We start from the raw sequence: 24,956 nt of genomic DNA, 5'->3' as shown, positions 1-24,956 counted from the left end.
TACCTACCCTAACATCTAATATCCATACATATCATGGACTAGGTAGAAAACGCCTTAAGCTGTTTCGGGACATCATTAAGGGAGGCGCATTCTGCCTTAAGATCACAAAAAAATCCAGAGAAAATTGAATTTCATCACACTTTTGTTCTAATCAGGTCAAATCTTATAAAAATCCCCATCTCTATATTTTTATACTTATAGCCGATACCAAGGTTAAATTTTAATTATTCAACACAAACCGCAACAACTTTAAAACCATATTTAACTTTGTTTAAAGTAATACAGTGGTAATCCATTGGTGCAATCATTATAGTGTCACCAGAATAAACCCCTCAAAAACCCATAAAGAATTTTTCTATGTTTTCAGATAATCCGTTACTCGCTCAACTTAAACAACAAATGAAAGATAACCTGCCTAAAAAAGAAGGGACGGTAAAAGCAACCGATAAAGCATTCGGTTTTTTAGAAGTGGATAGTAAAACAAGTTATTTCATCCCACCCGCTTCTATGAAAAAATGTATCCATGGTGACAAAGTTATCGCGATTATTCGCTCTGAAAATGATAAAGAAAGCGCAGAACCAGATGAGCTAGTTGAAGCATCTCTTACCCGTTTTATTGCCCGCATTAAGTTATTCAAAGGTCGCTTAAATGTCATTCCTGATCATCCGCAACTAAAAAAACTTTCTTTAAAAGCGAAAGCGCGTAAAGGAGTGAACCCTGAAACGCTAAAAGACGGTGACTGGGTTGTCGCTCATCTTGTTGACCATCCTCTTGATAAAAATTCTGACAAAGATAATTTCTTTGTGGAGATCTCAGAAAAAATCACCGATGCCGATGACAAAATTGCGCCTTGGTGGGTAACTCTAGCACAAAATGATTTGCCTAATTGTGAACCACAAGGACTCGAAAAAGGCCAAGAGTGGGAACTCAAAGATGATGAAGCGTTAGAGCGCATTGATCTGACAGAGACGCCATTTGTAACAATTGATGGCGCATCAACAAAAGATATGGACGATGCCCTTTATGCGGAGCAATTAGATAACGGTGATTTCAAGCTAACTATTGCGATTGCTGATCCTACCGCCTACATCACACCGGATTCAGATATGGATGCGGTAGCAAGAAAGCGCGGCTTCACAATCTATCTTCCAGGACGCAACATTCCAATGCTACCACGTGATCTAGCTGATGATTTATGTTCACTGAAGCAAGATGAACGGCGTGCTGCTCTATGTTGTAGCGTCATTGTGGGCAAAGATGGCATAATTGGTGATGATATCCAGTTCTTCGCAGCGAACATCAAATCGCATTCTCGCCTTGTTTATGACCATGTTTCAGACTGGCTAGAAACCGGCACCTGTGCGGAATGGCAACCGGATGAAACCATTGCTAACGTTGTGTCTACTCTGCATAAATTTGCACAAGTGCGCAATGAATGGCGTCAAAACAATGCGGTAGTTTTCCCAGACCGTCCAGACTACCGCTTTGAACTGAGTGAAGATAACGATGTTATTGCGATTCACGCTGACATGCGCCGTACTGCGAACAAGTTAGTTGAAGAATCAATGATCACTGCTAACATCTGCGCCGGTACAGTGCTGAAAGAGAAATTCGAATCCGGAATTTTCAACACTCACGCAGGCTTTAAAGAAGATAAAGTAAAAGAAGTGCTTTCACTGATTAATCCAGAAAATCAACTACCATTTACTGAAGAAAGTATTGTGACACTAAAAGGTTTCAGCGCCCTACGCCGTTGGTTAACTGCTCAAAATGAAAAATACCTAGACAACCGTATTCGTAAATTCCAAGCCTATAGTGAAATTAATCATAAACCCGAACAACACTTTGCAATGGGATTAGATATTTACGCCACTTGGACTTCACCAATTCGCAAATACGGTGACATGATCAACCACCGTATGTTGAAAGCGCTCATTTTAGGTAAAGCGCCAGTGCAAACTCCTGATGAAACCGTTGGGGCTGAGTTATCACTTTGCCGCCGCTATCATAGTATGGCCGAGCGTAATGTCTCAGATTGGCTATACGCTCGTACGCTAATCAATGAACCAGAAAAAGGCACTAAATACCAAGCCGAAATCTTTGATATTAATCGCGCTGGAGCTCGCGCGCGTTTACTAGAAAATGGCGCAGCGGTCTTTATTCCTTGTTCTAAAATTATCGATAATAAAGAACGCATTTCTGCATCCCGTGATTTAGGCACTATCGAAATTGACGGTAACCTTGAATTTAAACTTGGGGATGTGATTGAAGTTAGCTTGTTAAAGGTAAGTATCGATAACCGTAATATCTTAGCAATACCTACTCAGAAATTTGCACCACTGCCAGAGTCTGTTGACCCAACTCAAGACGAAGCTGCTTCTGAATAATTGGATGCGCTAATCGAAAAACTAAAGGCTACCCATTTGTTATACGGTAGCCTTTTTCTTGCTTGATATGTTTTATTAGAAACTCCTACCGCCAGATACATTCTTCCGCATCTTTTTCGATAACCGATAATAAGATCATCGGATTAGCATGAGCAAAATGAACCGGATGTGGCAGCCATTCAGGCTCGGCCAGAGATGCATCTTCAGCACTATTAATATACAGCTCCCACATTTCATGGTTTTCGTCGTAATCTAATTTAGCGACTTCAATAGTGTGGCTACAATGCAGTGAATCAACGGAAAACACCGCGTTAGAAAAAATCAAAACTTTAGTTGCTTCATCACGATCAAAACAAGCTTTCCCTTGACCGACAGGCACACTACCATTTCGATAATGACAAAGTTGTTCACAACGCTTAAGTAATCGACGCCAATCTAATTCATTCAACATAGTAGACCTCCACTATGAGTATAAATCAATCATCAGAATTTCACGTTATTTTAACCTTAACTATACCCAAGTGACTGCAAGATGCAGAATTCAGAGCTCTCATCCAAACCTTTAGGTAAGGAAGATGGGCGAAGGAATGAAGCACCTTTCAAAGCAATCTGACGCGGCCCATCTCTTATAAAAAGAAGAGGTTTGAATGAAGCTCCCGAAGGGCAAGTTAAAACAAGCTTTATGCTGCGTTAAATTGAACAGAGATAGAATCACTATGATCATATTCAATTTGCCTTGCCTAAAGCTTGTTTTATTCTTTCTGAAACTAACATCTTGAAGTTACTTGGGTATACATAGAGAGTATTGGAGTATTTTAGTCACAATACTGTCACATAAACGACATAGAATGATTGCAAGCTTTATTGCCGTTAATAATATTGGAGAACTACATGTTTCGAGCTTTACTGGTTACCCTATTATCTTCAGTACTATTTGTTTCTGTCGTCCAAGCTAAACAAATCGTACTCTCAGGTTCCACCTCTGTCACCCGTGTTATGGATGTACTCGCAGAGAAGTATAATAAAGAGTATCCAGAAGATTATATTGCTGTACAAGGTGCGGATTCTACTGCGGGGATTGTACTTGCTGAAAAAGGCGTGGCAGATTTTGGTATGAGTTCTCGTTACCTAACAGAAGCAGAAGCGAACGAACAAATTGCTATTGTACCGATTGCTCATGATGGTATTGCGATTGCCACAAATATTCAAAACCCAGTACAAAGCCTAACACGAGATCAACTGGCTAAAATTTACCTAGGTGAAATCAATAACTGGAAAGAAGTTGGTGGTCCAGATCAAGCTATTGCAGTGGTCACTCGCGAAGCATCATCTGGCTCACGTTATAGTTTTGAAACGCAACTAGGTTTAACCAAAGTTATCAATGGACAAAGTGTTTCTAACATCAATGCTAAAAGTTTAGTTGTAAACAGCAATGGTATGATGAAAACACTGATTAATAACAACCCACAAGCCATCGGATTTGTTTCAATGGGGTCAATTGATCGTTCAATTAAAGCGGTGGAATTAGAAGGCATTAAACCGACGCAAAAAAATATTGCCAACGGTAAATACAAGTTAGCGCGCCCTTTCTTGATCATTTATAAAAAAGATCACTTAGAAGAACGTGCAGAGAAATTTTTAAATTACGTACTATCTAATCAAGGACAACAACTTATCGAAAGTTATGGTTATACCGCCGTTAAACACTAAATTAGTCATCCAACAAAATAGCCCGCAATCAATGCGGGCTATTTGGGGTCAACAGGTTGCTAAAACTATTTGAGTTATTCAGCTAATTCACTAATGGTATCCGATAAGGAATCCGTACCGTTTTTAATGTTATCCGCAGCATCTTCAATGTGATCATAAAGATTTTCCATATCGCGCATATTCAAAATATCTAAAATTTCATCTTGGTAATTAATACCGATACCAACGCCAACGCCAACGCCAATCAATACTATCCAAAAAACTAACTTACTCATATTGCTCTTTCTCATTCCAATGGAATATTTCGCGCCAATTTTACACAAATTAAACAATCCGTCCATGATTGTTGATATAAGTCTTATCAGTCGGTCGTTTTGGTTATATTTCTCGACACTCTCAAATAATATCGAATTTAAGGATAGACTTAATGGAAACTCCAATGTTAAATCAAGCTCAAATCACGCAAAATTCCGCATCCGATCAACTTGATAATATTATCGAACGCATGGTAGAGATGACCCCAAAACAGCTCACGAAAATTCAACAACTCCTAGATGAAATGGAAGCGATACACGACTTTTCGTCTCCCATATTAACCGAACAAGAGAAACTAACCTTAGCTAAAATATTTCAAATATAAACCAACCTATACTTATTGTACTTGAGGCTACAGCTTTGTTGGCGACATTCATTCCCACCAATCGAATAGAGAAGTTAGTTCATGTAACTTCATATTCTTGTCGCTTCACTTCAACTCTAATTACTTTGGATATATACGTCAGAAAATGGCCTAAAATAAACATTCCCCTTTAAATTCTATGGATAACATGGATAATAGCGGCTCAAAATTAAACCCTGACCAAATTAGGTAAACATTATGTCTATAGAAGCTACGCTACTTGAACGTTGCGAATCGAAATGTGAACTTTGCTCTTCAACTTCTTCATTAGCACCTTTGGCTGTTGCGCCACAAACTCAAATCACAGTCGATTACGCAGCAATGCTTTGTGATACTTGTCGCGCACAAATTGAGTCCCCAGAAGACATGGATGTAAACCACTGGCGTTGTCTTAACGACAGCATGTGGAGCCAAGTACCACAAGTACAAGTTCTAGCATGGCGTCAACTGACCCACCTTTCTCGTAAAGGCGAAACGTGGGCCAATGAATTGCTTGATATGATGTACATGGAAGATGAGGTCAAGAATTGGGCCGAAATTGGTATGGATGATGATGAAGAAAAACCACGTGATGTAAACGGTGTTGAGTTGAAAAAAGGCGACGACGTGACCATCATTAAAGATCTACCAATCAAAGGTTCTTCTCAAGTAATCAAGCAAGGTACTGTCGTACGCGGTATCAGCTTATCAGATGACCCTAAATTGGTGTCTGGTAAAGCAAACGGCCAATCAATGTACATCATCGCAGAGTACTGCCGTAAGAAGTAATTACTACCAATATTACTGAATCAATAAAACTGCCGCTTCATTCTGAAGCGGCAGTTTTATTTAAGTTCTTCGTCGTACGTCATTAAAGATTTCACAGGACAATTTATAGTTGTGTTGTCTAACAATCTTCTGTGAAAAAAATAGTTGAGGAAGCTCATAAATTACGAGTAATGATAAGATAATAAATGCGCTTGAATGTCCTAAAATTAAGCCAATAATGCTTACGGTTAGCAAGATCAACTCCAATATAAACAACGCATATTTACCTAGATAACAGTGGTGAAATCCACCTAGAAAAAACCAGTTCAACGTAGCATAGGTGTCAGGGTCCTTAAGCTTTTGAGATTGTAGTCCATAGAATTCTTTTTTTTGGCTTTCAGGTAGAGAACTTACCTGATTTCTCAGTAATTCTTCATTTTTTTCTAATTGTTCAATTGGATCAAATAAGCGCATTAAGGCACCTCATCATATATTTTTTCAATGAGATCTGGTTGGTTACAGCGCTTAATTCTTGCTAAACCTAGTTTCCAACCTTTTATAGCTCCATACTTTAAAATGCATTGTTTTGTATATTCAGAGCAAGTAGGCTCAAAATTACATTCAATATTCAGCAGATGCTTTGAACCACCACTAGCTTGATAGCGATGAATCAATGTCAAAGAGATATACCTAAGCAAACTTAGCGCCCAAGAGTGATAATCACAGCCTCACGCTTCCAAAAGAGCATAAAACGTTTTTGTTCAACGACTTGAAATACAACTTTCCAACCATCTTGTGCATATTTGTTGAGTTCTGCTTCCATTTTTTGCACAGGCAAACCACTTGCACCTAGTAGGATTGTTCCACAACCACCTTCTACAATGTTAACCACTTTATATTCTGTAAATTTCGTCATTTTTTATAACCATATTTTTTATTAAAAACATAATGTTACATAAAAAAATAAGTATATCAAGACGAACATTCCATGTTTATGATGCAGAGATTAGAGCTAACGCCAAACACCATAAAGCCATATTGGCAGCTTCAGTCTTTTATAGGTTTTATTTTTTACTCAGTACGTTGGCCTAACTTTACTGTACCATTAGTATTGAACCATAAAGCTTCAGAGCGTCGGCGGCCTATTAGAATCGGGCCATCATCGAAGAATAAGAAATTCTTCCAATGCTTTTTGAAAATTGCCCACTTGGTTTCGATGATGTTGTATTTTTCGTAGCAGAAGTAAACCGTTACGTCATCTTGCCAATCGATATGATCTAGGATTGCTTGAGGCAGTTCAGGTTCATCAGCATCCCAAGCAGTAGACCAATTGACTTCATCAGACCAATTACTTGCTTTACTTGGCCAGTCGCCAGAGCTTAAACGGTCGGCATCTGGGCTTTGTTTGCTGATATTTTCAATCCATAACTGCGCAGCACGCTGCTGAGAAATCGGTTTGATATGCACTAAATCTTCTTCTAGAACAGGAAGAGATTGATGAGTGAAAATCCACTTTCTTTGGTATTGATCCAAAGGTGTATACGACATAGTAACTCGCTTTGTTTAATTTCTTATTGGTCTTTCAACCAGCCATTTATTACTGCTAGTTTCTTTTTTAATTGTTCTAGATTATTTCATTACGATTTTCGAATTCCATAATCACGTAGCTTGTTAGCTATCGAGGTATGTGACACTTCCAAGCGTTTTGCTAACTTGCGACTTGATGGGAATGATTGGTATAAACGCTCTAAAATTTGCGCTTCATGCTTACGCATCATCTCATCAAGCGAACCATCTAGCGTAAAGCTCTCCGATTGTGTTTCAAATGCAGAACGGCTTGCTTGCAGTGTTGGCAGTTGGAAGTGTTCAAACTTCAATACATCATCATCAAGTTGGGTCATTGCGCGCAGCACTGAATTTTCTAGCTGGCGAGTGTTACCCGGCCAAGGATATAAGGTAAGTTGCTCGATAAGTTGTTCATCATAACTAGGCACTTTTAAGCCAAGCTGCTGAGCATATTTGGCGACAAACATATCCACCAACGGCAATACGTCACTGCTACGTTCACGTAAAGATGGAATGCTTAAATTCAATACGTTTAAACGGTAGTACAAATCTTCACGAAATGAGCCTGATTGGGTGAGTTGTGACAACGTTTGTTTGGTTGAAGCAATTACGCGCACATCGACGTGCATTTCATTTTCTTCACCTACTCGGCGGAATGAACCATCTTGTAAGAAACGTAATAGTTTGATCTGTAAATGTGGGCTCATCTCGCCTATTTCATCAAGAAAAACCGTGCCTTTATCGGCTTGTTCAAAAATACCTTTATGACCAATATCATTATTAAACGCGCCCGGTGCATTACCAAACAATTCGGTTTCTGCCGCATCATCTGGCATAGAAGCACAGCTTAACACTAAGAATGGTTCATTGGAGCGATGAGAGCGATTATGACAAGCGCGAGCCAGCATTTCTTTGCCTGTACCCGTCTCACCTTCAATCAATAATGGTTGATCTAGCATGGCTAATTTTTTCGCCTGAGAAATCAAACGTTGATGATGATTGGACACGCCAACAAAATGCTCAAAGCCTAATGGGTTGTAATCTGGTATAGCCGTTAGTTTTGTTTCTGAATGCACGATAGGTTTTAGCATGATCACAGCACTGGCAAGAATCGCTTCGCCCGAATCACTGTGGATCATTACCGGCATCACATCCATTAGATAGTTTAAGCCTTCAATGGTGATCTTATCGCGATAGCGCAGTAAACCTTCATCAAACTTACCTTGCTTAGGTTTTACTTCTCCGCTGGCTAATGCTTTAAACCAAGGCGCAGATTTTAGTTTTGGGATGTAGTGAAAAATACTGTAGGTCTGAATTTCTTGAACGGTCACTTTAAACAGCGCCAGCGCGCAGAAATTCGCCATTTCAATATCCCCTTTCAGATTTATCGAAATGACCGGATCAGGCAGTGTATCTAGAATGGCATTTAGCTCTGTGCTTTCTCGCTCACTTGGCATAAATGGAATTTTGCGAACATCAGTCACGCCTTCGATTTGACGAATTTGCGCCATCAAACGACTAAAAGTTCCAAACTCCACATCAGGGCAATTTAAATAGATGATCCCGGGATCGCCAACGTGAATGCCACGAGTACTTAACTCAATACCACGTAAGTCGATATTTTTAGAAACTAGGATATCTAGCAGTTCACGAGTAAGACCAAGGCGGTCTTGGCAAAGGACTTCTAAACGCACGGCTCTATTCCTGAAAAGGTGTCACGAAAAGTTGACAGTAGTGTGTAGGAAGCGATGTATTTCGTCAAGAAATTAGATGATTAGGGCTAGATTCTGTTATCTAAGCCCTAAGGTTTTTTAAATATTTGAGGTTGTTTGGGGGGGGGTAACTTGGTTGGTTTATTAATACGACTATTTATGCTCGGTTTTTCCTATCACTCGCCCAATTACAAGCTTACGAATTTCACCCAACCGCACTGCTTTATCTTTACGCCACGGCAGAGGACGAAGTAACGCCATCGCTTTTATTCCTAAGCGCCCAGTAAGCAGACCAACGCCAATCCCTTGCGCGGCACGAGTTGAAATCTTGCCTGCAACGCTTAGCGACATCATGTTAGTGCCAACATCCACCGCCAGTTCACTTACGCCTGCTGCCGCCATGTTGATGAACACAAGTTTAAGCAAGCGAATACGAGACCAGTAACCGAGTTCAACACCGTAGATTTTTCCTAGTTCATCAATCATTTTGAAGTTACGCCAAGCGACCAGTAGCATGTCGGCAATCGCAAGTGGACTCAACGCGACCAACACCGCAGATTCAGTTGAATAACTGGCAACGACTTTTTTTGCCTGCTTGTCTTGCAGTGCAATCACCATGTCATCATATAGCTCAATGACATCGGCATCGTTATGGTTATCGTTCACTATTTTTACCCAGCGGTCATAACCAGCATGTTCAAGGGTCACACCTGCCTGCGAAGCAAGATCTTCACAAAACGGTTTTGCATTACCGGTTTTATGCGAATGAATTAAGTCCATTGCCAGCTCTTGACTACTTAGTTGTTTACGTAGTCTACGTAGTTTCCATAACTCTTTGACCGTCGCGCCAATACCAAGTGATGCTAATGCTGCGATAAAACCTGTCCAGCCAAGTGTTAGCCAATCCGATTGTTGGTAGGCTTGCAGCACATTATGCACGCTTTGCCAACCGACTAGGCCGGAAAAACCAAGTACACCACCAGTCATTAACCATCGTTTTTTCGAGCGAGGACGAATGATTCTGACCATTTGATCTTCTACTCTTGTCTCTTCAGCCACATCTAACTGAGCTTGCGACATAGGCACAAATTCAGTGGCGTCATCAAATTTCACTTTTGCACCCACTTTTTTGTAGGCAGGATCTGAATTTAACGCATCCAATGTTTCTTGTTGGTAGTCTAATTTTGATTCGAAAGACTTAGCTTTATCTTGCTGTGCTTCGCTCTCTTTATCACTATTGAAGATGATTTTATTTTTGTAATCGCTCATCGTAATTTATCCCCTAACAAGAACTGCAACACCTTATCCATACGAATATGAGGTAATGCTTGGTCATAAGGTATTTTTAATGGCCTAAATTCATAGAACTCGAAACCATTACCCCGCCAGTAATCTTTTTGTGGCAGTTTTGGCGGCACTTCGCCGGGAAATAAAGTCAGCGTTTCTTCTTCCAGAGTGGTGCCTTTAACTGCTTGGAAAGTCTTATCACCAGACGAAGCATAACCGGGCATAGTAGCTTGAATTGAAGCAAGGCTGACACATTCCATATCAATGCCTTCATAAGACACATGCTGCCAAGCTTCATGTACCAGTTGTTGCAGCAAAGACACCATATTGGCGTGTTGATCTGGTGTGACGTGATCAGCTTTGGTGGCTGCAAACATCACTTTGTCTATCTTGGCTGAGAACAAACGCTTTAATATCGAGTTACGACCGTACTTAAAACTTTGCATCAATTGGCTAATGGCTCCACTCATGTCCATGAAAGAATCATATCCAGAGTTTAAAGGCTGCAAGCAATCCACCAGCACGATTTGTCGATCGAATGACGCAAAGTGCTCTTGATAAAAGCTTTTGACGATTTTCTTTTTATATTCATTAAAGCGAGATCGCAACATTGCATAAGCTGAATTTCGCTTAATTTCTTTTAGCGGTTTGCCATGTTCATCCATGTCTAATTCAACTGGGAAGAATTGCAACACTGGCGCGCCAACCAGTTCACCCGGTAGAACAAAACGACCCGGTTGAACCCAATGCAAACCTGCATCCTTACAAGCGTGTAGGTAGTCGGTATAAGATCTGGCTAGTTCAGCAACACGATTTTCATTGGCGGTTGCAAGACTATCGAAATGATTCAACTTCAATAACCATTCTTTCGCCAGTTTCGAACGTAACTCACTACCCGCTTTTTCGCCTCTTAATAATTCAAGCTGACTTTGTGACCATTGCTCAAAGCTCATATCCAATAACGGAAGATCGAGTAACCATTCGCCAGGGTAATCGACAATATCGAGATACAATGTTGAAGTACTTTTAAGTAAACGTCGTGCGCCTTTTTTCGGCTTAAAACGAATCGCAAGACGAATTTCACTCACATCACGAGTAGGCACTGGCCATTTGGGAGGGGTTGAATTCACTTGCTCAATGGTAAGATCGTAGTCAAATCTTGGCACCATTAAATTTGTTTGTGGAATACGCTTCGCACCAAGTAATTGATTATTACGGCTAGGCTCAAATAGCGGTAAGTTATCTTGAGTTGAGCTATTTAAAAGCTGATTAACCAATGAAGTGATAAAAGCCGTTTTACCCGCACGTGAAAGCCCTGTCACCGCGAGACGTAAGTGCCGATCTAAGCTACGTTTAACTAAATCATTTACTTCTTGTTTGATTTTCATTTACCACTCCACATACCAAAGTATGATTAAAGCATATCATATTTCGTTAAAATCAATATCTTCAGCCGCTTACATTGACTTCATCTTTACCCAAAAGAGAAGTTCCAAGAAAAAATGTACAAAAAATAAAAGGCCCGTATCTCAACAATACGAGCTTTTATGAATTTTAACGATTCAATTTAAATATCAGTTAATCTTCTTCTATCAATTTGTAGATAATAAATAAAGATAGCTCTAGTAATAAGCCAAGTACCACTGTCATCACTGCAAACCAGTTGTTACTTGTGTCAAAAATCGCAATACCATGCAGGATCATCTGGATACCAACGTAACCACCCACCACTACAGCAATCAATATCTGCAAAATTTTTACAAAACGTGGCATAAAATCTCCTAAATATTCAGCCTGTTATACTGAAACTATAATCAATTTAACGCCATTAGTCAGAAAAATTTTGCTGATAAGTTAAAATAATCTCATTCGAAAAAATAATACCGAGCGTAGCGCACTCGCACTACGCAACGCCTTATCTAGACGTTATTCCATTTCAGCAATTTTTACTTTCCAAGTATCCGGGCCAATTTGGTGAGCATTAGCACCGGTTGAATCAACCGCAACAGTGACCGGCATATCTTCGACTTCAAACTCATAAATCGCTTCCATACCAAGATCTTCAAAAGCGACTACTCGGGCTTTCTTAATCGCTTTCGCCACCAAATAGGCTGCGCCACCGACGGCCATTAGATAAACAGACTGGTGTTTCTTGATGGATTCAACGGTATCTGCACCACGCTCTGCTTTACCAATCATTCCCATAATGCCGGTTTCTTCTAGCATCATATCGGTAAATTTATCCATACGTGTTGAGGTTGTCGGGCCAGCTGGACCAACGACTTCATCACCCACCGCATCAACTGGGCCTACGTAGTAGATGAATTTGTTTTTAAGGTCGACACCTTCTGGTAAACCTTCGCCGCTTTGTAGCATGCCTTGGATACGTTTATGCGCCGCATCACGACCAGTTAAGATTTTTCCAGATAGCAATACCGTCTCACCAGTACGCCACTGGAGAACGTCTTCTTTAGTAATGGTATCTAGATTCACTCGACGAGTATTTTCGCCCGCTTCCCAAGTAATTTGAGGCCAGTCTTCTAATTTTGGTGGTGTTAATTCTGCAGGGCCAGAACCATCAAGCGTGAAATGTACGTGACGAGTTGCCGCACAGTTTGGAATTAAGCAAACTGGTTTAGAAGCGGCGTGCGTTGGCGCCGTTTTAATTTTCACATCCACAACAGTCGTTAAACCGCCAAGACCTTGCGCGCCAATACCCAGTTTATTCACTCGGTTAAAAATATCTAAACGTAATTCTTCTTCCGCATTTTGTGGGCCGCGCTCAATCAATTCATGGATATCAATGTGTTCCATCAAAGATTCTTTTGCCAGTACTGCCGCTTTTTCAGCTGTACCACCAATGCCTATACCCAGCATGCCCGGTGGACACCAACCCGCTCCCATCGCTGGTAGCGTTTTCTCTACCCACTCTGCAATATCATCGGATGGGTTTAGCATTACCATTTTAGTTTTATTTTCAGAGCCACCGCCTTTTGCCGCGATTTGGATCTCAACTTTATTACCCGGCACCATGTTGATGTGGACCACACCCGGCGTGTTATCTTTGGTGTTGATACGCTTGCCCGCCGGATCAGAAAGCACCGAAGCACGCAGTGGGTTATCAGGGTTAGTATAAGCTTGGCGAATGCCTTCATCGACCATTTGCTGAACCGTCATATCCGTTTCATCCCAACGAACATCCATACCAATATTGACAAAACACGTCACAATGCCGGTATCTTGGCAAATCGGACGATGCCCTTCAGCGGCCATACGAGAGTTAATTAAGATTTGAGCAATCGCATCTTTCGCGGCTTGGCTCTCTTCCTTGTGATAGGCCTTTTCAAGCGCCTGAATAAAATCCATTGGATGGTAATACGAAATATATTGGAGAGCGTCAGCCACACTGCTGATCACATCTTGTTTACGAATGACGGTCATACATGCCTCTACACATTACATTATTATAATTGGATAAAGACTGGCGATAGTGAATAGCCACAACGGTGACAGCGTCACGCTGATAACCAACAAATCCTTGTTTAGGTGGGATTTTAACTAAACCAATCAATTACCGATTCACATACATTGCTTAATCTGGAATTATGATACTCTCGCTCAGCATTCGATGCCACGTAACGATTGAACCTTTGTCACACTTTATAGAATGAAAAAGCAAAATAATTCCAATATGACTCAAAACAACTCAAGTACAATCCAAGACCGTATAAAGATTAAACACATTCCTTATGCGGAAGACTTAGCTAAGCATTATTTTGCTACCATCGAGCATCAACCTTGGGCAATGCTATTACGCTCAGCCGCAGACGGCCACCCCAATAATCGCTACGATATTTTAGTGGCGAATCCAATTGCCAAGTTGCTTACCCATGGCAGTATCACGACTATTTATCAAAAGACGGAGACTCGCGAATGGCAAACTCAACAATCTGAAGATGACCCATTCACACTACTTGCTCACTACCAACAACAATTACTGCTGGCACAACCAAGCATCAATGACGTTCCGTTCATTGGTGGTGCTTTAGGTTACTTTGGTTATGATCTAGGTCGTCGTGTCGAACAAGTCCCCTCTTTGGCGGCACACGATATCCCCACCGCGGATATGGCCATTGGTTTATATGAATGGGCATTTATCGTTGATCATCAATTAAAACAAGCGTATTTCGTTGGACAAGATATCGAGCAGCATCAAGCTTGGTTAGAGTCACAACAAACCCTACCAAACAATGCATTTACATTAACCTCTGACTGGCAATCCAATATGACCAAAACGTCATATATTGAAAAGTTCAACGCTATTCAAGAGTACCTACGCTCGGGAGATTGCTACCAAATCAACCTTGCACAGAGATTTAGTGCTGAGTATCAAGGCTCAGAATGGTTAGCTTACCAAGCACTGGAACAATCCAACCACGCACCTTTTTCTGCATTTATCCGTACCGACGAAACCACATTAATCAGTATTTCACCTGAACGCTTCCTAGAAATTAATAAAAATGAACTCAATCAAACCGTGATTGAAACTAAGCCAATCAAAGGCACTCGCCCACGTTCAAAACATGCAGAACAAGATAAGCAATTGGCCGAACAACTCAAAAATGCTGAGAAAGATCAAGCAGAAAATTTGATGATTGTTGATCTATTACGCAATGATATTGGTCGTGTCGCCAAACCCGGCTCCGTCACCGTGCCTGAGTTATTTGCAATTGAGAGCTTCCCCGCAGTGCACCATTTGGTCAGTACTATCCGTGCTATACTCGATAAAGATCAATGCGGCAGCGATTTACTCCGCGCCTGTTTTCCTGGTGGCTCGATTACTGGTGCCCCAAAAATCCGTGCGATGGAGATCATTGAAGAATTAGAGCCTCACCGCCGTAATGCCTATTGTGGAAGTATTGGTTACATCAGCCGTTGTGGTCGCATGGATACCAATATCACAATCAGAACTTTAGTGGCATACCAGCAGCACCTTTATGCTTGGGCGGGCGGCGGTATTGTTGCCGATAGCGAATCTGAATCGGAATACCAAGAAACACTTGATAAAATCAGCCGAATTTTGCCAACTTTATCCAGCTTATAATCTGTAGTCACAGAAAAATCGATAATTAAGGAATGTTTATGAGAAAAGAAGAGTTATTGCGCCAGTTTTCATTAAACATTCCAGCTAAATATCAACCTGAGAGCTTATTAAGAGTGGCTCACCTAGATCCAAAAAAGTTAAGAAAAGCGGCGGTTTTGATTCCTTGTGTCGATCGCCCTGAAGGTTTATCGGTCATACTGACCAAACGTGCTCCTCATTTAAAAAATCATCCGGGACAGATTAGCTTTCCTGGTGGTAAATTTGAATTTTTTGATCGATCTCTAGCCGATACAGCTATAAGAGAAGCACACGAAGAGATTGGCTTGCATCCTAGCCAAGTGAACATTTTTGGCCAACTACCAGAACTCACGACCATTAGTCGCTTTAATGTCACCCCTTTCATCGCCTTTGTTGACGATGGCTATCAAAGCATTATTGATAAAAATGAAGTCGATTATATTTTTGAAGTACCAGCGACTTACTTATTTAATCCCGATAACCTTTATAGTAAAAAGGTGCAAATTAAAGGTTCAGCACATCGTATTTTTGCCATCAATTATCAAAGGCACTTTATATGGGGCGTCACCGCACAAATCATTCAAGCTTTACAAGCCCAACTGTCTATCAAAGATCTTGCAAATTATTCCCCATCATCAATTGATAGCCAGATAGTTTCCCATTCCAATCTGCAACAGCAGACAATTCTGCATTCCACAGTTTAATTCACCATTACCCTTATTTTTACCAGTGAATTAATTTTCATATTTCCTGCCTCATAGATAAGTCGTTTGCTTTAACGATTGTTCACCATTTAAGCAATCTTCAGTTTCACATGAGAAACCTCACTCTTTCGGATAAGTTTATTTAATCTGATACGTCGTTTTTTCGTGACACAGCGCATGTTATGAAATACTTGTCACTTATTCAGTACATAAAGTGATATTGATCCTATATTTATCCCTCCAGATCAGCATAATCCACGCCAATTCTTCCTGTTCCCAACTTTTAAGAGAATTAATAATGAATACGAAAACCATTAATGCTGTAGTCGAAAATGCTCCAACTTCGACTAAATGGACCTACCAAGATTTTTCTTGGGTATTATCTTTATTTGGCACTGCTGTAGGTGCTGGGGTTTTATTCTTACCAATTAAAGCCGGTGCTGGCGGCTTTTGGCCATTGGTTATTCTAGCCTTAATTGCCATGCCAATGATTTGGCTTGCACACAAAGGTTTAGCCCGTTTCGTTTTATCTGCTAAAAATCCAAATGCCGATATTACCGATACTGTTGAAGAACATTTCGGTAAAACTGGCGCCACCATCATTACTTTTGCTTATTTTTTTGCAATCTACCCAATTGTACTTATTTATGGCGTAGGTATTACTAATACGGTTGATTCTTTCTTAGTTAACCAACTTGGTTTTGACTCGATTCCTCGTTGGTTACTTTCTGGCGCTTTAATTAGCTTAATGACTTGCGGAGTAATCTTTGGCAAAGAGCTAATGCTAAAAGTGACGTCACTGATGGTTTACCCTCTTGTGTTCATCTTATTAGCACTATCTGTTTTTCTTATCCCTGAGTGGAATACTTCAATGGCTGAAGTCACGCCAAACTGGACCGAAATGCCAAAAATCATTTGGTTAGCTATCCCTATTATTGTCTTTTCATTCAACCATAGTCCTATCATCAGCCAATTTACTAAAGAACAACGTCGCGTTTATGGTGATAATGCGGTGAAGAAAACTGACATGATCACTGGCGGTGCAGCAACAATGCTGATGGCTTTCGTGATGTTTTTTGTATTCTCTGTTGTGCTTTCCTTAACACCAGAGCAACTAGGTGAAGCGCAAGCGCAAAATATTAGCGTATTGTCTTACTTAGCCAACATTCACTCTTCACCAATGATTTCATACCTAGGCCCTATCGTGGCTTTTGCTGCCATCACTTCAAGCTACTTTGGTCACTTCCTTGGCGCTCATGAAGGCTTAGTGGGTCTAGTTAAATCTCGTTCAAAAGCCTCTGAAACAAAGGCTAACAAAATTTCATTACTATTTATTGTGTTGACTACATGGGTCATTTCAATCATTAACCCAAGCATCCTAGGTATGATTGAATCTATGGGTGCGCCAATGATTGCTGCAATCTTGTTTATTATGCCGATTTATGCAATGCGTAAAGTGCCTGCAATGACGAAGTTCAAGACATCATCTTTTGCACAAATCTTTACAGCTATTTGTGGTGTTGCAGCGATTACTTCTGTAATCTACGGCTCCTTTTGATATATGACGCTATCGTTATAGAGAAATAGACTATAATTTAGCTAATCAATGTAAAAAGTACAGCATATACACTGTTGAAAAAACAATAAGCAACATACCAGTAGCTTAGTAATAAAAAATTAAAGCCCCTTAATATAGAGGGGCTTATCAGAGGTAATAACATGATCAGTGTTTTTGATATCTACAAAATTGGTGTTGGGCCATCCAGTTCTCACACGGTTGGTCCTATGAAAGCCGGTAAGCAGTTTATCGATGATCTCAAAGAACAAGATAAACTGCATGATATTACAAAAATTACTGTCGATGTTTACGGTTCATTATCACTGACAGGGAAAGGTCACCATACTGATATCGCCATCATTATGGGTCTGGCAGGTAACACGCCAGAACACGTAGATATTGACGCCATTCCGAGCTTCATCGCTCGTATTGAACAAACAGAACGCTTATCAGTTGATAAGGACAGCCACTCTGTTGATTTTCCCAAAAACGGTGGCATGAACTTCCAAAAGACCAATCTTTCATTACATGAAAATGGAATGACTTTACACGCTTGGATTGACGATGAGGTGGTTTACACTAAGACTTACTACTCTATCGGTGGTGGTTTTATTGTTGACGAAGAAAACTTTGGTAAGAAAGTTGAATCAACCTACCAAGTGCCTTACGAGTTTAATTCTGCAACTGAACTTGTTGCTTTATGTAAAGAACATGGTTTGTCTATCAGTACTTTAGTGATGAAAAACGAAAGTGCTCAATACTCAGAAGAAGAAGTGTATACCTATTTCGCTAACATTTGGAAAACCATGCGTGAATGTATGGAAAAAGGGATGAGCACAGAAGGTATTTTGCCAGGCCCATTGCGTGTTCCTCGTCGAGCTTCAGCATTGCGCCAGCAATTAATGACATCATCTAATACTTCTACCGATCCTATGGCGGTGATCGATTGGGTGAATATGTACGCCTTTGCGGTCAATGAAGAAAATGCTGCGGGTGGCCGAGTCGTTACTGCGCCAACCAATGGTGCATGTGGCATTATTCCAGCAGTACTTGCCTACTACGATAAATTCATTCAACCAGTAACCGAAAAAGACTATATTCGCTACTTCGCAGCTTCTGGTGCAATTGGTGGTTTATATAAACAAAACGCTTCTATTTCTGGGGCAGAAGTTGGTTGCCAAGGTGAAGTAGGGGTTGCTTGTTCAATGGCGGCAGCTGGTCTTGCTGAATTACTAGGCGGTAGTCCTGAGCAAGTTTGTATGGCAGCGGAAATTGGTATGGAGCATAACCTTGGCTTAACTTGTGACCCTGTCGCGGGTCAAGTACAAGTACCTTGTATTGAGCGTAACGGTATTGCTGCGGTTAAAGCGATTAACTCAACTCGCATGGCACTACGTCGCTCTTCTGAGCCTCGTGTATCTTTAGATAAAGTGATCGAAACTATGCTAGAGACGGGTAAAGATATGAATTCTAAATACCGTGAAACCTCGCAAGGTGGCTTAGCAGTTAAAGTGATTTGTTGATGCTCGGTTATCGAATCTAGATCACTTCGCTTCTCGGACACTCGAAAGCAAATAAAAAGGTGAACCAATTATTGGTTCACCTTTTTTAATACTTTGTCTTTTAATTCTTCGCTTTCTTCTTTATCGGTAACGAGTAGCAAAGCGGCCGAAAATCGAGCTTCGGCTATTCTTTTGCTTTCGCTTTCGCCTCATCCACTTGTTTCATTAATTCATCTAGATTTACAGAAAACGCATAGCTAACAGGTTGTTCAACCGTAAAGGTACAATCGTGCTGTTTACCTTTTAAGTGCATCACCACAGGAGCTTTACTAGCGGCTTTTAATTGTTCAGGGGAAATATTCAAAGCAAAGTTTTCGTATACCACTGAATCGGATTTATTTTCTGGCTTATAAAGCTCTAATTGATAATCCTCACCATTGTTATCAAATGCTTTCTCAATGCCGTAAGCACCTTGGGAGGATTTCAAACGAACATAAAGTTGAGTTTGCTGATTACCACTGGCATAAACAGATGTACGATACCGATACCCTAAGCCATCCCATTCTGATTCACATTTAGCCCAATAGGAATCGGTTTGTAAGTCCATACTGCGAGTAACAAGATCTTGTTTAAATGTCATATGATCATTGACATCTTGTGCAGAATTCACTGATGTACGATCTCCACCAATTGTGGAACAACCCACTAAAAAACCTGTTGTTAAAATGCTTGTACATAACAGTCGAAAATTCATCTCTCCCCTCATAATTACACTCATTTAATCAATTCATTGTAGCGCGAGTAAAACTGATAAAGTTTATTTTTTTACCCATATTTTTGGCGACTATCACTTCAATTTAGAACTAAAGCGTTAAAAATAAAAATAATTGCATAATAAAGGTTGATGCCAAACCTGTGTTGGGTAATATGTCGAATACTTGTAATAATTTTCTATCACGCTTAATTGATAGTCTATTACACCTAAATTATTAGTTTGCACTGTCCTTTTTTGCAGTGTTTTAATGGAGAAAAAAATGACTTACGCGCCTGTAACAGACGTACTAAGCGGTAAATTAGCCGTAAACAGTGAAATCACTGTTCGTGGTTGGATCCGTACACGTCGTGATTCCAAAGCCGGAATCTCTTTCCTTGCCATTTATGACGGCTCTTGTTTCGACCCGATTCAGGCCGTGGTCCCTAATGAGTTAAATAATTACAATGATGAAGTCCTAAAGCTAACAACAGGTTGTTCTGTTGAAGTAACGGGTAAAATCGTGGAATCTCCAGCAAAAGGTCAAGATTTTGAACTTGCCGCAACCGCTGTAAAAGTAGTTGGTTGGGTTGAAGATGCTGAAACCTACCCAATGGCAAAAACTCGTCACTCTATCGAATACTTACGTGAAGTGGCTCACCTTCGCCCTCGTACCAACGTGATTGGCGCGGTAGCACGTGTTCGTAACTGTTTATCTCAAGCTATTCACCGTTTCTACCATGAAAATGGTTACTTTTGGATGTCTGCGCCATTGATCACCGCTTCTGATGCAGAAGGTGCGGGTGAAATGTTCCGTGTTTCTACTCTTGATCACGCAAACCTACCGCTTACCGATAAAGGTGATGTCGATTACGACCAAGACTTCTTTGGTAAAGAAACCTTCTTAACCGTTTCAGGTCAGTTAAACGCAGAAACCTACGCTTGTGCATTAAGCAAAGTATACACTTTCGGCCCAACTTTCCGTGCTGAAAATTCAAATACTAGCCGCCACTTAGCGGAATTCTGGATGGTTGAACCTGAAGTTGCTTTTGCAGATTTAGACGATGTAGCAAAACTTGCTGAAGATATGCTGAAATACGTATTCAAGGCGGTACTTGCAGAGCGTCGCGATGACCTTGAATTCTTTGCTTCACGTATCGATAAAGAAGCGATCACTCGCCTGGAAAAATTTGTTGAGTCTGACTTTGCACAAGTGGATTACACTGATGCAATTCAAATCTTGTTAGAATCTGGTCGTGAGTTCGAATTCCCGGTTGAATGGGGTATCGATATGTCGTCTGAACATGAGCGTTTCCTTGCTGAAGAACACTTCAACGCACCAGTAATCGTTAAAAACTACCCGAAAGATATCAAAGCTTTCTACATGCGTTTGAACGATGATGGTAAAACGGTTGCTGCAATGGACGTTTTAGCCCCAGGTATTGGTGAAATCATTGGAGGTTCTCAACGTGAAGAGCGTTTAGACGTCTTAGATGCACGTATGGTGGCAATGGGTATCGACCCTGAGCACATGTCTTGGTATCGCGATCTACGTCGTTACGGTACTGTACCGCACGCTGGCTTCGGTCTTGGCTTTGAACGTCTTGTTTCTTACGTAACAGGTATGAGTAACGTTCGTGACGTGATCCCATTCCCACGTACGCCACGTAGTGCAAACTTCTAATCATTAGAATTTCAGCCTAATAAACGAAAGCCTGCTCACTTCAAATGAGCAGGCTTTTATTCCTTACCTCTCTATTTAATTATTCTCATCAACGATTTTGACTAATCAATCCCCCCATTTAAGCATTAAAAATGCTGAAAACGATATAAATTAGTCCACTTATTATCTAGTTAAAATTTCTTACAAATGACTATATTGTCAGTATTAAAAAGCTGTGATGTAATGAACATCCTTAACTCATAAAGGTAAATAAAAAACATATGGACGACCCCTTTAGTCGACTGTACACACACCAAGCTTCCACAATCTTGGGAGCGGCAACATGCTAGAACTTTTCTTACAACCAGAAACATGGGCTATTTTCGCCACATTATTCGCACTTGAGATCATCTTAGGCGTGGATAATATCGTCTTTATTTCGGTATTATGTGAACGATTGCCTGTACAACAGCGCAAGCTTGCTAGAAACCTAGGTATAAGCTTAGCGGTATTAGCTCGTATTATTTTGGTCTTTTCAATTTCATGGGTGATGTCATTGACTCAACCATTATTGAAAGTACAAGACTTTAGCTTCACCGGTCGCGATCTTATTATGATTGCTGGTGGTGGCTTTTTATTAGCTAAGAGTGCTAAAGAGCTTTGGTCATGGTTAATGCATTCAGAGCAAGCCAACTCTACTCATATGCGAACAGGTATAGCTGTCGTTTTACTGCAGATCGTTGCCATTGATGCGGTATTTTCAATGGATTCGGTGATTACCGCTATCGGTCTAACAAGTGATGTTCCAATCATGGTTGCGGCTATTTTGGCTTCAGCGCTTGTCATGATACTTATTGCAGAAAAGATTAATAACTTGGTTATTCAGTACCCTGGGTTTAAAACCTTAGCATTATTATTCTTGATATTGCTTGGCGGGCTTTTAATGGCAGAAGGATTCGCAATTCATATCAACAAAGGTTATGTGTATTTTGCGATGTTATTCGGTTTAATTCTTGAATTGTGTCATATACAACTTAAGAAGAAACAACACCGTGACATTCAAATAAAAACACATAGATCAAAAATGAAAATGCTTTCTATCTCTCAATAATATTAATTACTAGGATAATGGGCATCACAAATACCAAGTGATGCCCTAACCACATTTTATTGAATCACCATATTTCGGCCAGCAAACAGCCCAATTGTACCAGCGATACTACATAGAATAACAATCATCCAAATCACTTCGTTCCAACCATTATTTATTCCATATAGGTAGCCAGCCAACATTGGTCCGATCGCCGCTAATAAATAACCTAAAAATTGAGCCATTCCCGATAGAGACGTTGCTTGTAATGGATTGCTCGTTCTAAAACTGATAAAAGACAGCCCCAAGATGAACCAAGCTCCAGATGCTAGCCCAAGTAAGAATGACCACATATAAGCAAACTGCGGTAATATCAATAGCCCCACAGATGCCGCGCCAGCAATAAAACAAATTCCAAAGGCAGGCATACGCTGATCTGCAAGCTTTGCTACAAGTGGAATAACGAAAATCCCCGGGAGTGCTGTTCCAATTTGAAACACCCCATGTATTACTCCAGCTTCTGCTGAACTATATCCCGCCTGAACTAACAAGCTCGGCAACCATGCCACCATGGTATAGGTAAAATATGAACCACATCCTAAGTAGAAAGACACTTGCCACGCCAAAGACTTAGACCATAAGTTAATCGATATAGAAGCACCGTTATTCACCGCATTAGGCTTTTGGTTATTAGCTAATTGCGGTAACCAAATAACCATTGCAATAAATGTAAGTAAGCTCAATGTTGCTAATGACCATTGCCACCCTAATTGATGAAAATTGGCCAATGGTATCGAAAATGCCGATGCCAATGCTGAAGCAATCCCCATTGCTAAAACATAACTAGAGGTCATTAAAGCAACTTTCATTGGGAAATCTCGTTTTACCACTATAGGTAACAAGACATTTCCAATACTCACTCCTATCCCAATTAACCCAGTTCCGATAAACAAACAACTGACACTACCAAGTGAGCGTAAAATCAAACCTATAGCAATAAAAACCAGTGCAAAAAAGATCGTATATTCGACTCCAAAACGTTTTGCTAAATAGGCAGAAGGCGGTGCAAATAATGCAAATGCGATAAGAGGTAATGTTGTCAGTAACCCTGCTTGAGTGGCCGATAATTGAAAAGAGCCAGAAACCATCTCAATCATTGGGGCTATTCCGGTAACTGGAGCCCGTAAATTTGCCGCAATGAGCAGCACCCCTACCACGAGTAACATCATACGGTTTTTCGTTGTCATTATTCTTTTCGTCTCTATTGATGATGTCGTCATTTAACCCTCTTTAAGCGTAAAAGCCATGTGGCCAAGGTATATATAGATTGCCTTTTTGCTTTTATTCTATACTCTTAAAACTTCTTTCCCGTTTTGTCATTTCATCTAGCATGCCTAGTTAGCTGGCTCAGCGCCAATTATTTAGGCTAACCATGACAAAATTACGTTTAAGTTATCAGACCATAGAATTTGGTAAAACTGATATTCATTTGTGTACCCTGCGCAATAATCAAGAATTTCACGACCCTGACGGTGTGGCGGAGAAACTCGGAATTTCATCGGCTTCTTGGCCAATATTTGGTGTGTTGTGGCCTTCGAGCCTAGTTCTTGCGCACTATATGTTCGATTGTGAAACGGGTAAAAAACGTATTCTAGAAATTGGTTGCGGCATTGGTTTATCAAGTCTTGTATTGAATGCGCAATCGGCTGATATTACTGCCACCGACTACCACCCTGAAGTGCAAACTTTCCTTGATCGTAATACTGAATTAAATGGCGATCGTTTGATTGATTTTGAACGTACCGATTGGGCCGATCTCAGTGATAATCTAGGCTTATTCGATATGATCATTGGCAGTGACCTACTTTATGAAGATAATCATATCAATCTACTGGCAAGCTTTATCAATGTTCATGCCAACCCGCAGTGTGAGGTCATTTTAGTTGATCCGGGCCGTGGTAGAAAAAACAAACTCAGCACCAAAATGATCGAGTTCGGCTTCACTTATACGAATGAAAAGCCCGCCCATACTGACTATATTGACGGTGAATTTAAAGGACACATCTTAAAATTCATTCGTTAATTATTTTCATTAGTAATTTGATTAAACGGAATTTCAAACACCTCTAATGTTTCGATGATACATTGTGGCTCTCCATCCCAATTCAAAACCACTTGTAAGTGCCCAACTTCTGGCATCGGCTCGTTGTCTTGTTCATACCAATATTTCAAACTACAGGTTGCCGTTTTTTCACCTTGTACAACAAGGTCAGCACAAGTATTGGCATCTTGCTCTGTGGCACAAAAGAAATCGGCACTAAATGAGGTGTAGCGTCGACGTAAATTTTCGTTTAATGAGAAAAGATAATGATTAAGATAAGATTTTGCACGTGGTGTCATTTGCCATTGTTCCATATTCATCCTTGAATATTGGAAGCTTAAACTAGAAGCACACTCACTGTCATGACGTTATCATC

25 protein-coding genes are annotated in these 24,956 nt (G+C 40.5%); 11 read left to right on the top strand and 14 right to left on the bottom strand.

Annotated elements, in window-relative coordinates; all coding sequences use genetic code 11:
* The first annotated feature begins 357 nt into the window (after nt 1–357).
* A complete protein-coding gene (gene rnb, locus ACN0T8_RS01360) occupies nt 358–2,388 on the top strand; it encodes an exoribonuclease II (protein WP_417878887.1) in 2,031 nt (676 codons plus the stop codon).
* Nucleotides 2,389–2,473: 85 nt separating this feature from the next.
* Here rnb and ACN0T8_RS01355 read toward each other — a convergent pair whose 3' ends face one another.
* A complete protein-coding gene (locus tag ACN0T8_RS01355) occupies nt 2,474–2,839 on the bottom strand; it encodes a DUF3024 domain-containing protein (protein ID WP_417878886.1) in 366 nt (121 codons plus the stop codon).
* 440 nt (nt 2,840–3,279) lie between these two features.
* On the opposite strand from ACN0T8_RS01355, the gene ACN0T8_RS01350 reads away from it, so the two are divergent.
* Nucleotides 3,280–4,098: a phosphate ABC transporter substrate-binding protein gene (locus ACN0T8_RS01350; protein ID WP_417878885.1), complete on the top strand. Its 819-nt coding sequence runs from the start codon at nt 3,280–3,282 to the stop codon at nt 4,096–4,098.
* Between the two features lie 74 nt (nt 4,099–4,172).
* Here ACN0T8_RS01350 and ACN0T8_RS01345 read toward each other — a convergent pair whose 3' ends face one another.
* Entirely contained in the window at nt 4,173–4,373 is a 201-nt protein-coding gene (locus ACN0T8_RS01345; protein ID WP_417878884.1) for a YtxH domain-containing protein, read from the bottom strand.
* 152 nt (nt 4,374–4,525) lie between these two features.
* Here ACN0T8_RS01345 and ACN0T8_RS01340 point away from each other — a divergent pair, with 152 nt between their 5' ends.
* On the top strand, nt 4,526–4,738 hold the full coding sequence (locus ACN0T8_RS01340; RefSeq protein ID WP_417878883.1) for a hypothetical protein: 213 nt from the start codon (nt 4,526–4,528) through the stop codon (nt 4,736–4,738).
* 237 nt (nt 4,739–4,975) lie between these two features.
* Entirely contained in the window at nt 4,976–5,545 is a 570-nt protein-coding gene (locus ACN0T8_RS01335) for a PhnA domain-containing protein (RefSeq protein ID WP_417878882.1), read from the top strand.
* Nucleotides 5,546–5,605: 60 nt separating this feature from the next.
* On the opposite strand, the gene ACN0T8_RS01330 is transcribed toward ACN0T8_RS01335, so the two are convergent.
* From ACN0T8_RS01330 to ACN0T8_RS01290, 9 genes are all read right to left on the bottom strand, one after another.
* The gene (locus tag ACN0T8_RS01330; RefSeq protein WP_417878881.1) at nt 5,606–5,998 is read right to left on the bottom strand and encodes a hypothetical protein; all 393 of its coding nucleotides are present in this window, start codon (nt 5,996–5,998) and stop codon (nt 5,606–5,608) included.
* A complete protein-coding gene (yidD, locus tag ACN0T8_RS01325) occupies nt 5,998–6,204 on the bottom strand; it encodes a membrane protein insertion efficiency factor YidD (RefSeq protein WP_417878880.1) in 207 nt (68 codons plus the stop codon). The genes ACN0T8_RS01330 and yidD overlap by 1 nt, the downstream gene beginning before the upstream one ends.
* Nucleotides 6,205–6,224: 20 nt before the next feature.
* Nucleotides 6,225–6,440, bottom strand: a complete 216-nt coding sequence (locus ACN0T8_RS01320; protein ID WP_417878879.1) for a DUF4177 domain-containing protein — start codon at nt 6,438–6,440, stop codon at nt 6,225–6,227.
* Nucleotides 6,441–6,595: 155 nt separating this feature from the next.
* Nucleotides 6,596–7,072 (bottom strand): DUF2947 domain-containing protein, encoded by a 477-nt coding sequence (locus tag ACN0T8_RS01315; protein WP_417878878.1) that lies wholly within the window; start codon nt 7,070–7,072, stop codon nt 6,596–6,598.
* A gap of 89 nt (nt 7,073–7,161) precedes the next feature.
* The gene (gene tyrR, locus ACN0T8_RS01310; protein WP_417878877.1) at nt 7,162–8,784 is read right to left on the bottom strand and encodes a transcriptional regulator TyrR; all 1,623 of its coding nucleotides are present in this window, start codon (nt 8,782–8,784) and stop codon (nt 7,162–7,164) included.
* 171 nt (nt 8,785–8,955) lie between these two features.
* Complete coding sequence (locus ACN0T8_RS01305; protein ID WP_417878876.1) at nt 8,956–10,071, bottom strand: YcjF family protein; 1,116 nt, start codon at nt 10,069–10,071, stop codon at nt 8,956–8,958.
* The gene (locus tag ACN0T8_RS01300) at nt 10,068–11,477 is read right to left on the bottom strand and encodes a YcjX family protein (protein ID WP_417878875.1); all 1,410 of its coding nucleotides are present in this window, start codon (nt 11,475–11,477) and stop codon (nt 10,068–10,070) included. The genes ACN0T8_RS01305 and ACN0T8_RS01300 overlap by 4 nt, the downstream gene beginning before the upstream one ends.
* A 190-nt stretch (nt 11,478–11,667) precedes the next feature.
* On the bottom strand, nt 11,668–11,862 hold the full coding sequence (locus ACN0T8_RS01295; protein ID WP_417878874.1) for a hypothetical protein: 195 nt from the start codon (nt 11,860–11,862) through the stop codon (nt 11,668–11,670).
* Nucleotides 11,863–12,015: 153 nt separating this feature from the next.
* Nucleotides 12,016–13,530: a fumarate hydratase gene (locus ACN0T8_RS01290; protein ID WP_417878873.1), complete on the bottom strand. Its 1,515-nt coding sequence runs from the start codon at nt 13,528–13,530 to the stop codon at nt 12,016–12,018.
* A 226-nt stretch (nt 13,531–13,756) separates the two neighbouring features.
* Between ACN0T8_RS01290 and pabB the strand changes: the two genes are divergently transcribed.
* The 4 genes from pabB (at nt 13,757) to ACN0T8_RS01270 (ending at nt 18,996) form a co-directional block, all read left to right on the top strand.
* Nucleotides 13,757–15,193: an aminodeoxychorismate synthase component 1 gene (gene pabB, locus ACN0T8_RS01285; RefSeq protein ID WP_417878872.1), complete on the top strand. Its 1,437-nt coding sequence runs from the start codon at nt 13,757–13,759 to the stop codon at nt 15,191–15,193.
* A 32-nt stretch (nt 15,194–15,225) separates the two neighbouring features.
* Nucleotides 15,226–15,915 carry a CoA pyrophosphatase gene (locus ACN0T8_RS01280; protein ID WP_417878871.1) on the top strand — a complete coding sequence of 230 codons (690 nt, stop codon included), beginning with the start codon at nt 15,226–15,228 and terminating at the stop codon, nt 15,913–15,915.
* Between the two features lie 298 nt (nt 15,916–16,213).
* Nucleotides 16,214–17,473 (top strand): aromatic amino acid transport family protein, encoded by a 1,260-nt coding sequence (locus ACN0T8_RS01275; RefSeq protein ID WP_417878870.1) that lies wholly within the window; start codon nt 16,214–16,216, stop codon nt 17,471–17,473.
* Nucleotides 17,474–17,634: 161 nt separating this feature from the next.
* Nucleotides 17,635–18,996: an L-serine ammonia-lyase gene (locus tag ACN0T8_RS01270; protein ID WP_417878869.1), complete on the top strand. Its 1,362-nt coding sequence runs from the start codon at nt 17,635–17,637 to the stop codon at nt 18,994–18,996.
* Nucleotides 18,997–19,159: 163 nt separating this feature from the next.
* On the opposite strand, the gene ACN0T8_RS01265 is transcribed toward ACN0T8_RS01270, so the two are convergent.
* A complete protein-coding gene (locus ACN0T8_RS01265) occupies nt 19,160–19,645 on the bottom strand; it encodes a hypothetical protein (RefSeq protein WP_417878868.1) in 486 nt (161 codons plus the stop codon).
* 364 nt (nt 19,646–20,009) lie between these two features.
* Between ACN0T8_RS01265 and asnS the strand changes: the two genes are divergently transcribed.
* Entirely contained in the window at nt 20,010–21,410 is a 1,401-nt protein-coding gene (gene asnS, locus ACN0T8_RS01260) for an asparagine--tRNA ligase (RefSeq protein ID WP_417878867.1), read from the top strand.
* A gap of 322 nt (nt 21,411–21,732) precedes the next feature.
* Complete coding sequence (locus tag ACN0T8_RS01255; RefSeq protein WP_417878866.1) at nt 21,733–22,500, top strand: TerC family protein; 768 nt, start codon at nt 21,733–21,735, stop codon at nt 22,498–22,500.
* A gap of 56 nt (nt 22,501–22,556) precedes the next feature.
* Here ACN0T8_RS01255 and ACN0T8_RS01250 read toward each other — a convergent pair whose 3' ends face one another.
* Complete coding sequence (locus tag ACN0T8_RS01250) at nt 22,557–23,726, bottom strand: MFS transporter (RefSeq protein ID WP_417878865.1); 1,170 nt, start codon at nt 23,724–23,726, stop codon at nt 22,557–22,559.
* Between the two features lie 185 nt (nt 23,727–23,911).
* On the opposite strand from ACN0T8_RS01250, the gene ACN0T8_RS01245 reads away from it, so the two are divergent.
* Entirely contained in the window at nt 23,912–24,562 is a 651-nt protein-coding gene (locus ACN0T8_RS01245; protein ID WP_417878864.1) for a class I SAM-dependent methyltransferase, read from the top strand.
* Here the strand turns inward: ACN0T8_RS01245 and ACN0T8_RS01240 are convergent.
* The gene (locus ACN0T8_RS01240) at nt 24,559–24,894 is read right to left on the bottom strand and encodes an ASCH domain-containing protein (protein WP_417878863.1); all 336 of its coding nucleotides are present in this window, start codon (nt 24,892–24,894) and stop codon (nt 24,559–24,561) included. The genes ACN0T8_RS01245 and ACN0T8_RS01240 overlap by 4 nt on opposite strands.
* Nucleotides 24,895–24,956 lie beyond the last annotated feature (62 nt).

This window comes from Vibrio sp. (assembly GCF_048266485.1).
GTDB lineage: Bacteria > Pseudomonadota > Gammaproteobacteria > Enterobacterales > Vibrionaceae > Vibrio.
This window is presented reverse-complemented; position numbering and strand designations above follow the sequence as displayed.

What these genes read in the sequence shown, in the direction of transcription:
- ACN0T8_RS01270 (WP_417878869.1), top strand. Translation starts at nt 17,635, where the DNA reads ATGATCAGTGTTTTTGATATCTACAAAATTGGTGTTGGGCCATCCAGT.
- ACN0T8_RS01330 (WP_417878881.1), bottom strand. Translation starts at nt 5,998, where the DNA reads ATGCGCTTATTTGATCCAATTGAACAATTAGAAAAAAATGAAGAATTA.
- ACN0T8_RS01320 (WP_417878879.1), bottom strand. Translation starts at nt 6,440, where the DNA reads ATGACGAAATTTACAGAATATAAAGTGGTTAACATTGTAGAAGGTGGT.
- ACN0T8_RS01355 (WP_417878886.1), bottom strand. Translation starts at nt 2,839, where the DNA reads ATGTTGAATGAATTAGATTGGCGTCGATTACTTAAGCGTTGTGAACAA.
- ACN0T8_RS01315 (WP_417878878.1), bottom strand. Translation starts at nt 7,072, where the DNA reads ATGTCGTATACACCTTTGGATCAATACCAAAGAAAGTGGATTTTCACT.
- ACN0T8_RS01275 (WP_417878870.1), top strand. Translation starts at nt 16,214, where the DNA reads ATGAATACGAAAACCATTAATGCTGTAGTCGAAAATGCTCCAACTTCG.
- ACN0T8_RS01290 (WP_417878873.1), bottom strand. Translation starts at nt 13,530, where the DNA reads ATGACCGTCATTCGTAAACAAGATGTGATCAGCAGTGTGGCTGACGCT.
- ACN0T8_RS01305 (WP_417878876.1), bottom strand. Translation starts at nt 10,071, where the DNA reads ATGAGCGATTACAAAAATAAAATCATCTTCAATAGTGATAAAGAGAGC.
- ACN0T8_RS01345 (WP_417878884.1), bottom strand. Translation starts at nt 4,373, where the DNA reads ATGAGTAAGTTAGTTTTTTGGATAGTATTGATTGGCGTTGGCGTTGGC.
- pabB (WP_417878872.1), top strand. Translation starts at nt 13,757, where the DNA reads ATGAAAAAGCAAAATAATTCCAATATGACTCAAAACAACTCAAGTACA.
- ACN0T8_RS01240 (WP_417878863.1), bottom strand. Translation starts at nt 24,894, where the DNA reads ATGGAACAATGGCAAATGACACCACGTGCAAAATCTTATCTTAATCAT.
- ACN0T8_RS01250 (WP_417878865.1), bottom strand. Translation starts at nt 23,726, where the DNA reads ATGACAACGAAAAACCGTATGATGTTACTCGTGGTAGGGGTGCTGCTC.
- ACN0T8_RS01300 (WP_417878875.1), bottom strand. Translation starts at nt 11,477, where the DNA reads ATGAAAATCAAACAAGAAGTAAATGATTTAGTTAAACGTAGCTTAGAT.
- ACN0T8_RS01255 (WP_417878866.1), top strand. Translation starts at nt 21,733, where the DNA reads ATGCTAGAACTTTTCTTACAACCAGAAACATGGGCTATTTTCGCCACA.
- ACN0T8_RS01350 (WP_417878885.1), top strand. Translation starts at nt 3,280, where the DNA reads ATGTTTCGAGCTTTACTGGTTACCCTATTATCTTCAGTACTATTTGTT.
- asnS (WP_417878867.1), top strand. Translation starts at nt 20,010, where the DNA reads ATGACTTACGCGCCTGTAACAGACGTACTAAGCGGTAAATTAGCCGTA.
- ACN0T8_RS01340 (WP_417878883.1), top strand. Translation starts at nt 4,526, where the DNA reads ATGGAAACTCCAATGTTAAATCAAGCTCAAATCACGCAAAATTCCGCA.
- ACN0T8_RS01295 (WP_417878874.1), bottom strand. Translation starts at nt 11,862, where the DNA reads ATGCCACGTTTTGTAAAAATTTTGCAGATATTGATTGCTGTAGTGGTG.
- ACN0T8_RS01335 (WP_417878882.1), top strand. Translation starts at nt 4,976, where the DNA reads ATGTCTATAGAAGCTACGCTACTTGAACGTTGCGAATCGAAATGTGAA.
- rnb (WP_417878887.1), top strand. Translation starts at nt 358, where the DNA reads ATGTTTTCAGATAATCCGTTACTCGCTCAACTTAAACAACAAATGAAA.
- ACN0T8_RS01280 (WP_417878871.1), top strand. Translation starts at nt 15,226, where the DNA reads ATGTTTATGAGAAAAGAAGAGTTATTGCGCCAGTTTTCATTAAACATT.
- ACN0T8_RS01245 (WP_417878864.1), top strand. Translation starts at nt 23,912, where the DNA reads ATGACAAAATTACGTTTAAGTTATCAGACCATAGAATTTGGTAAAACT.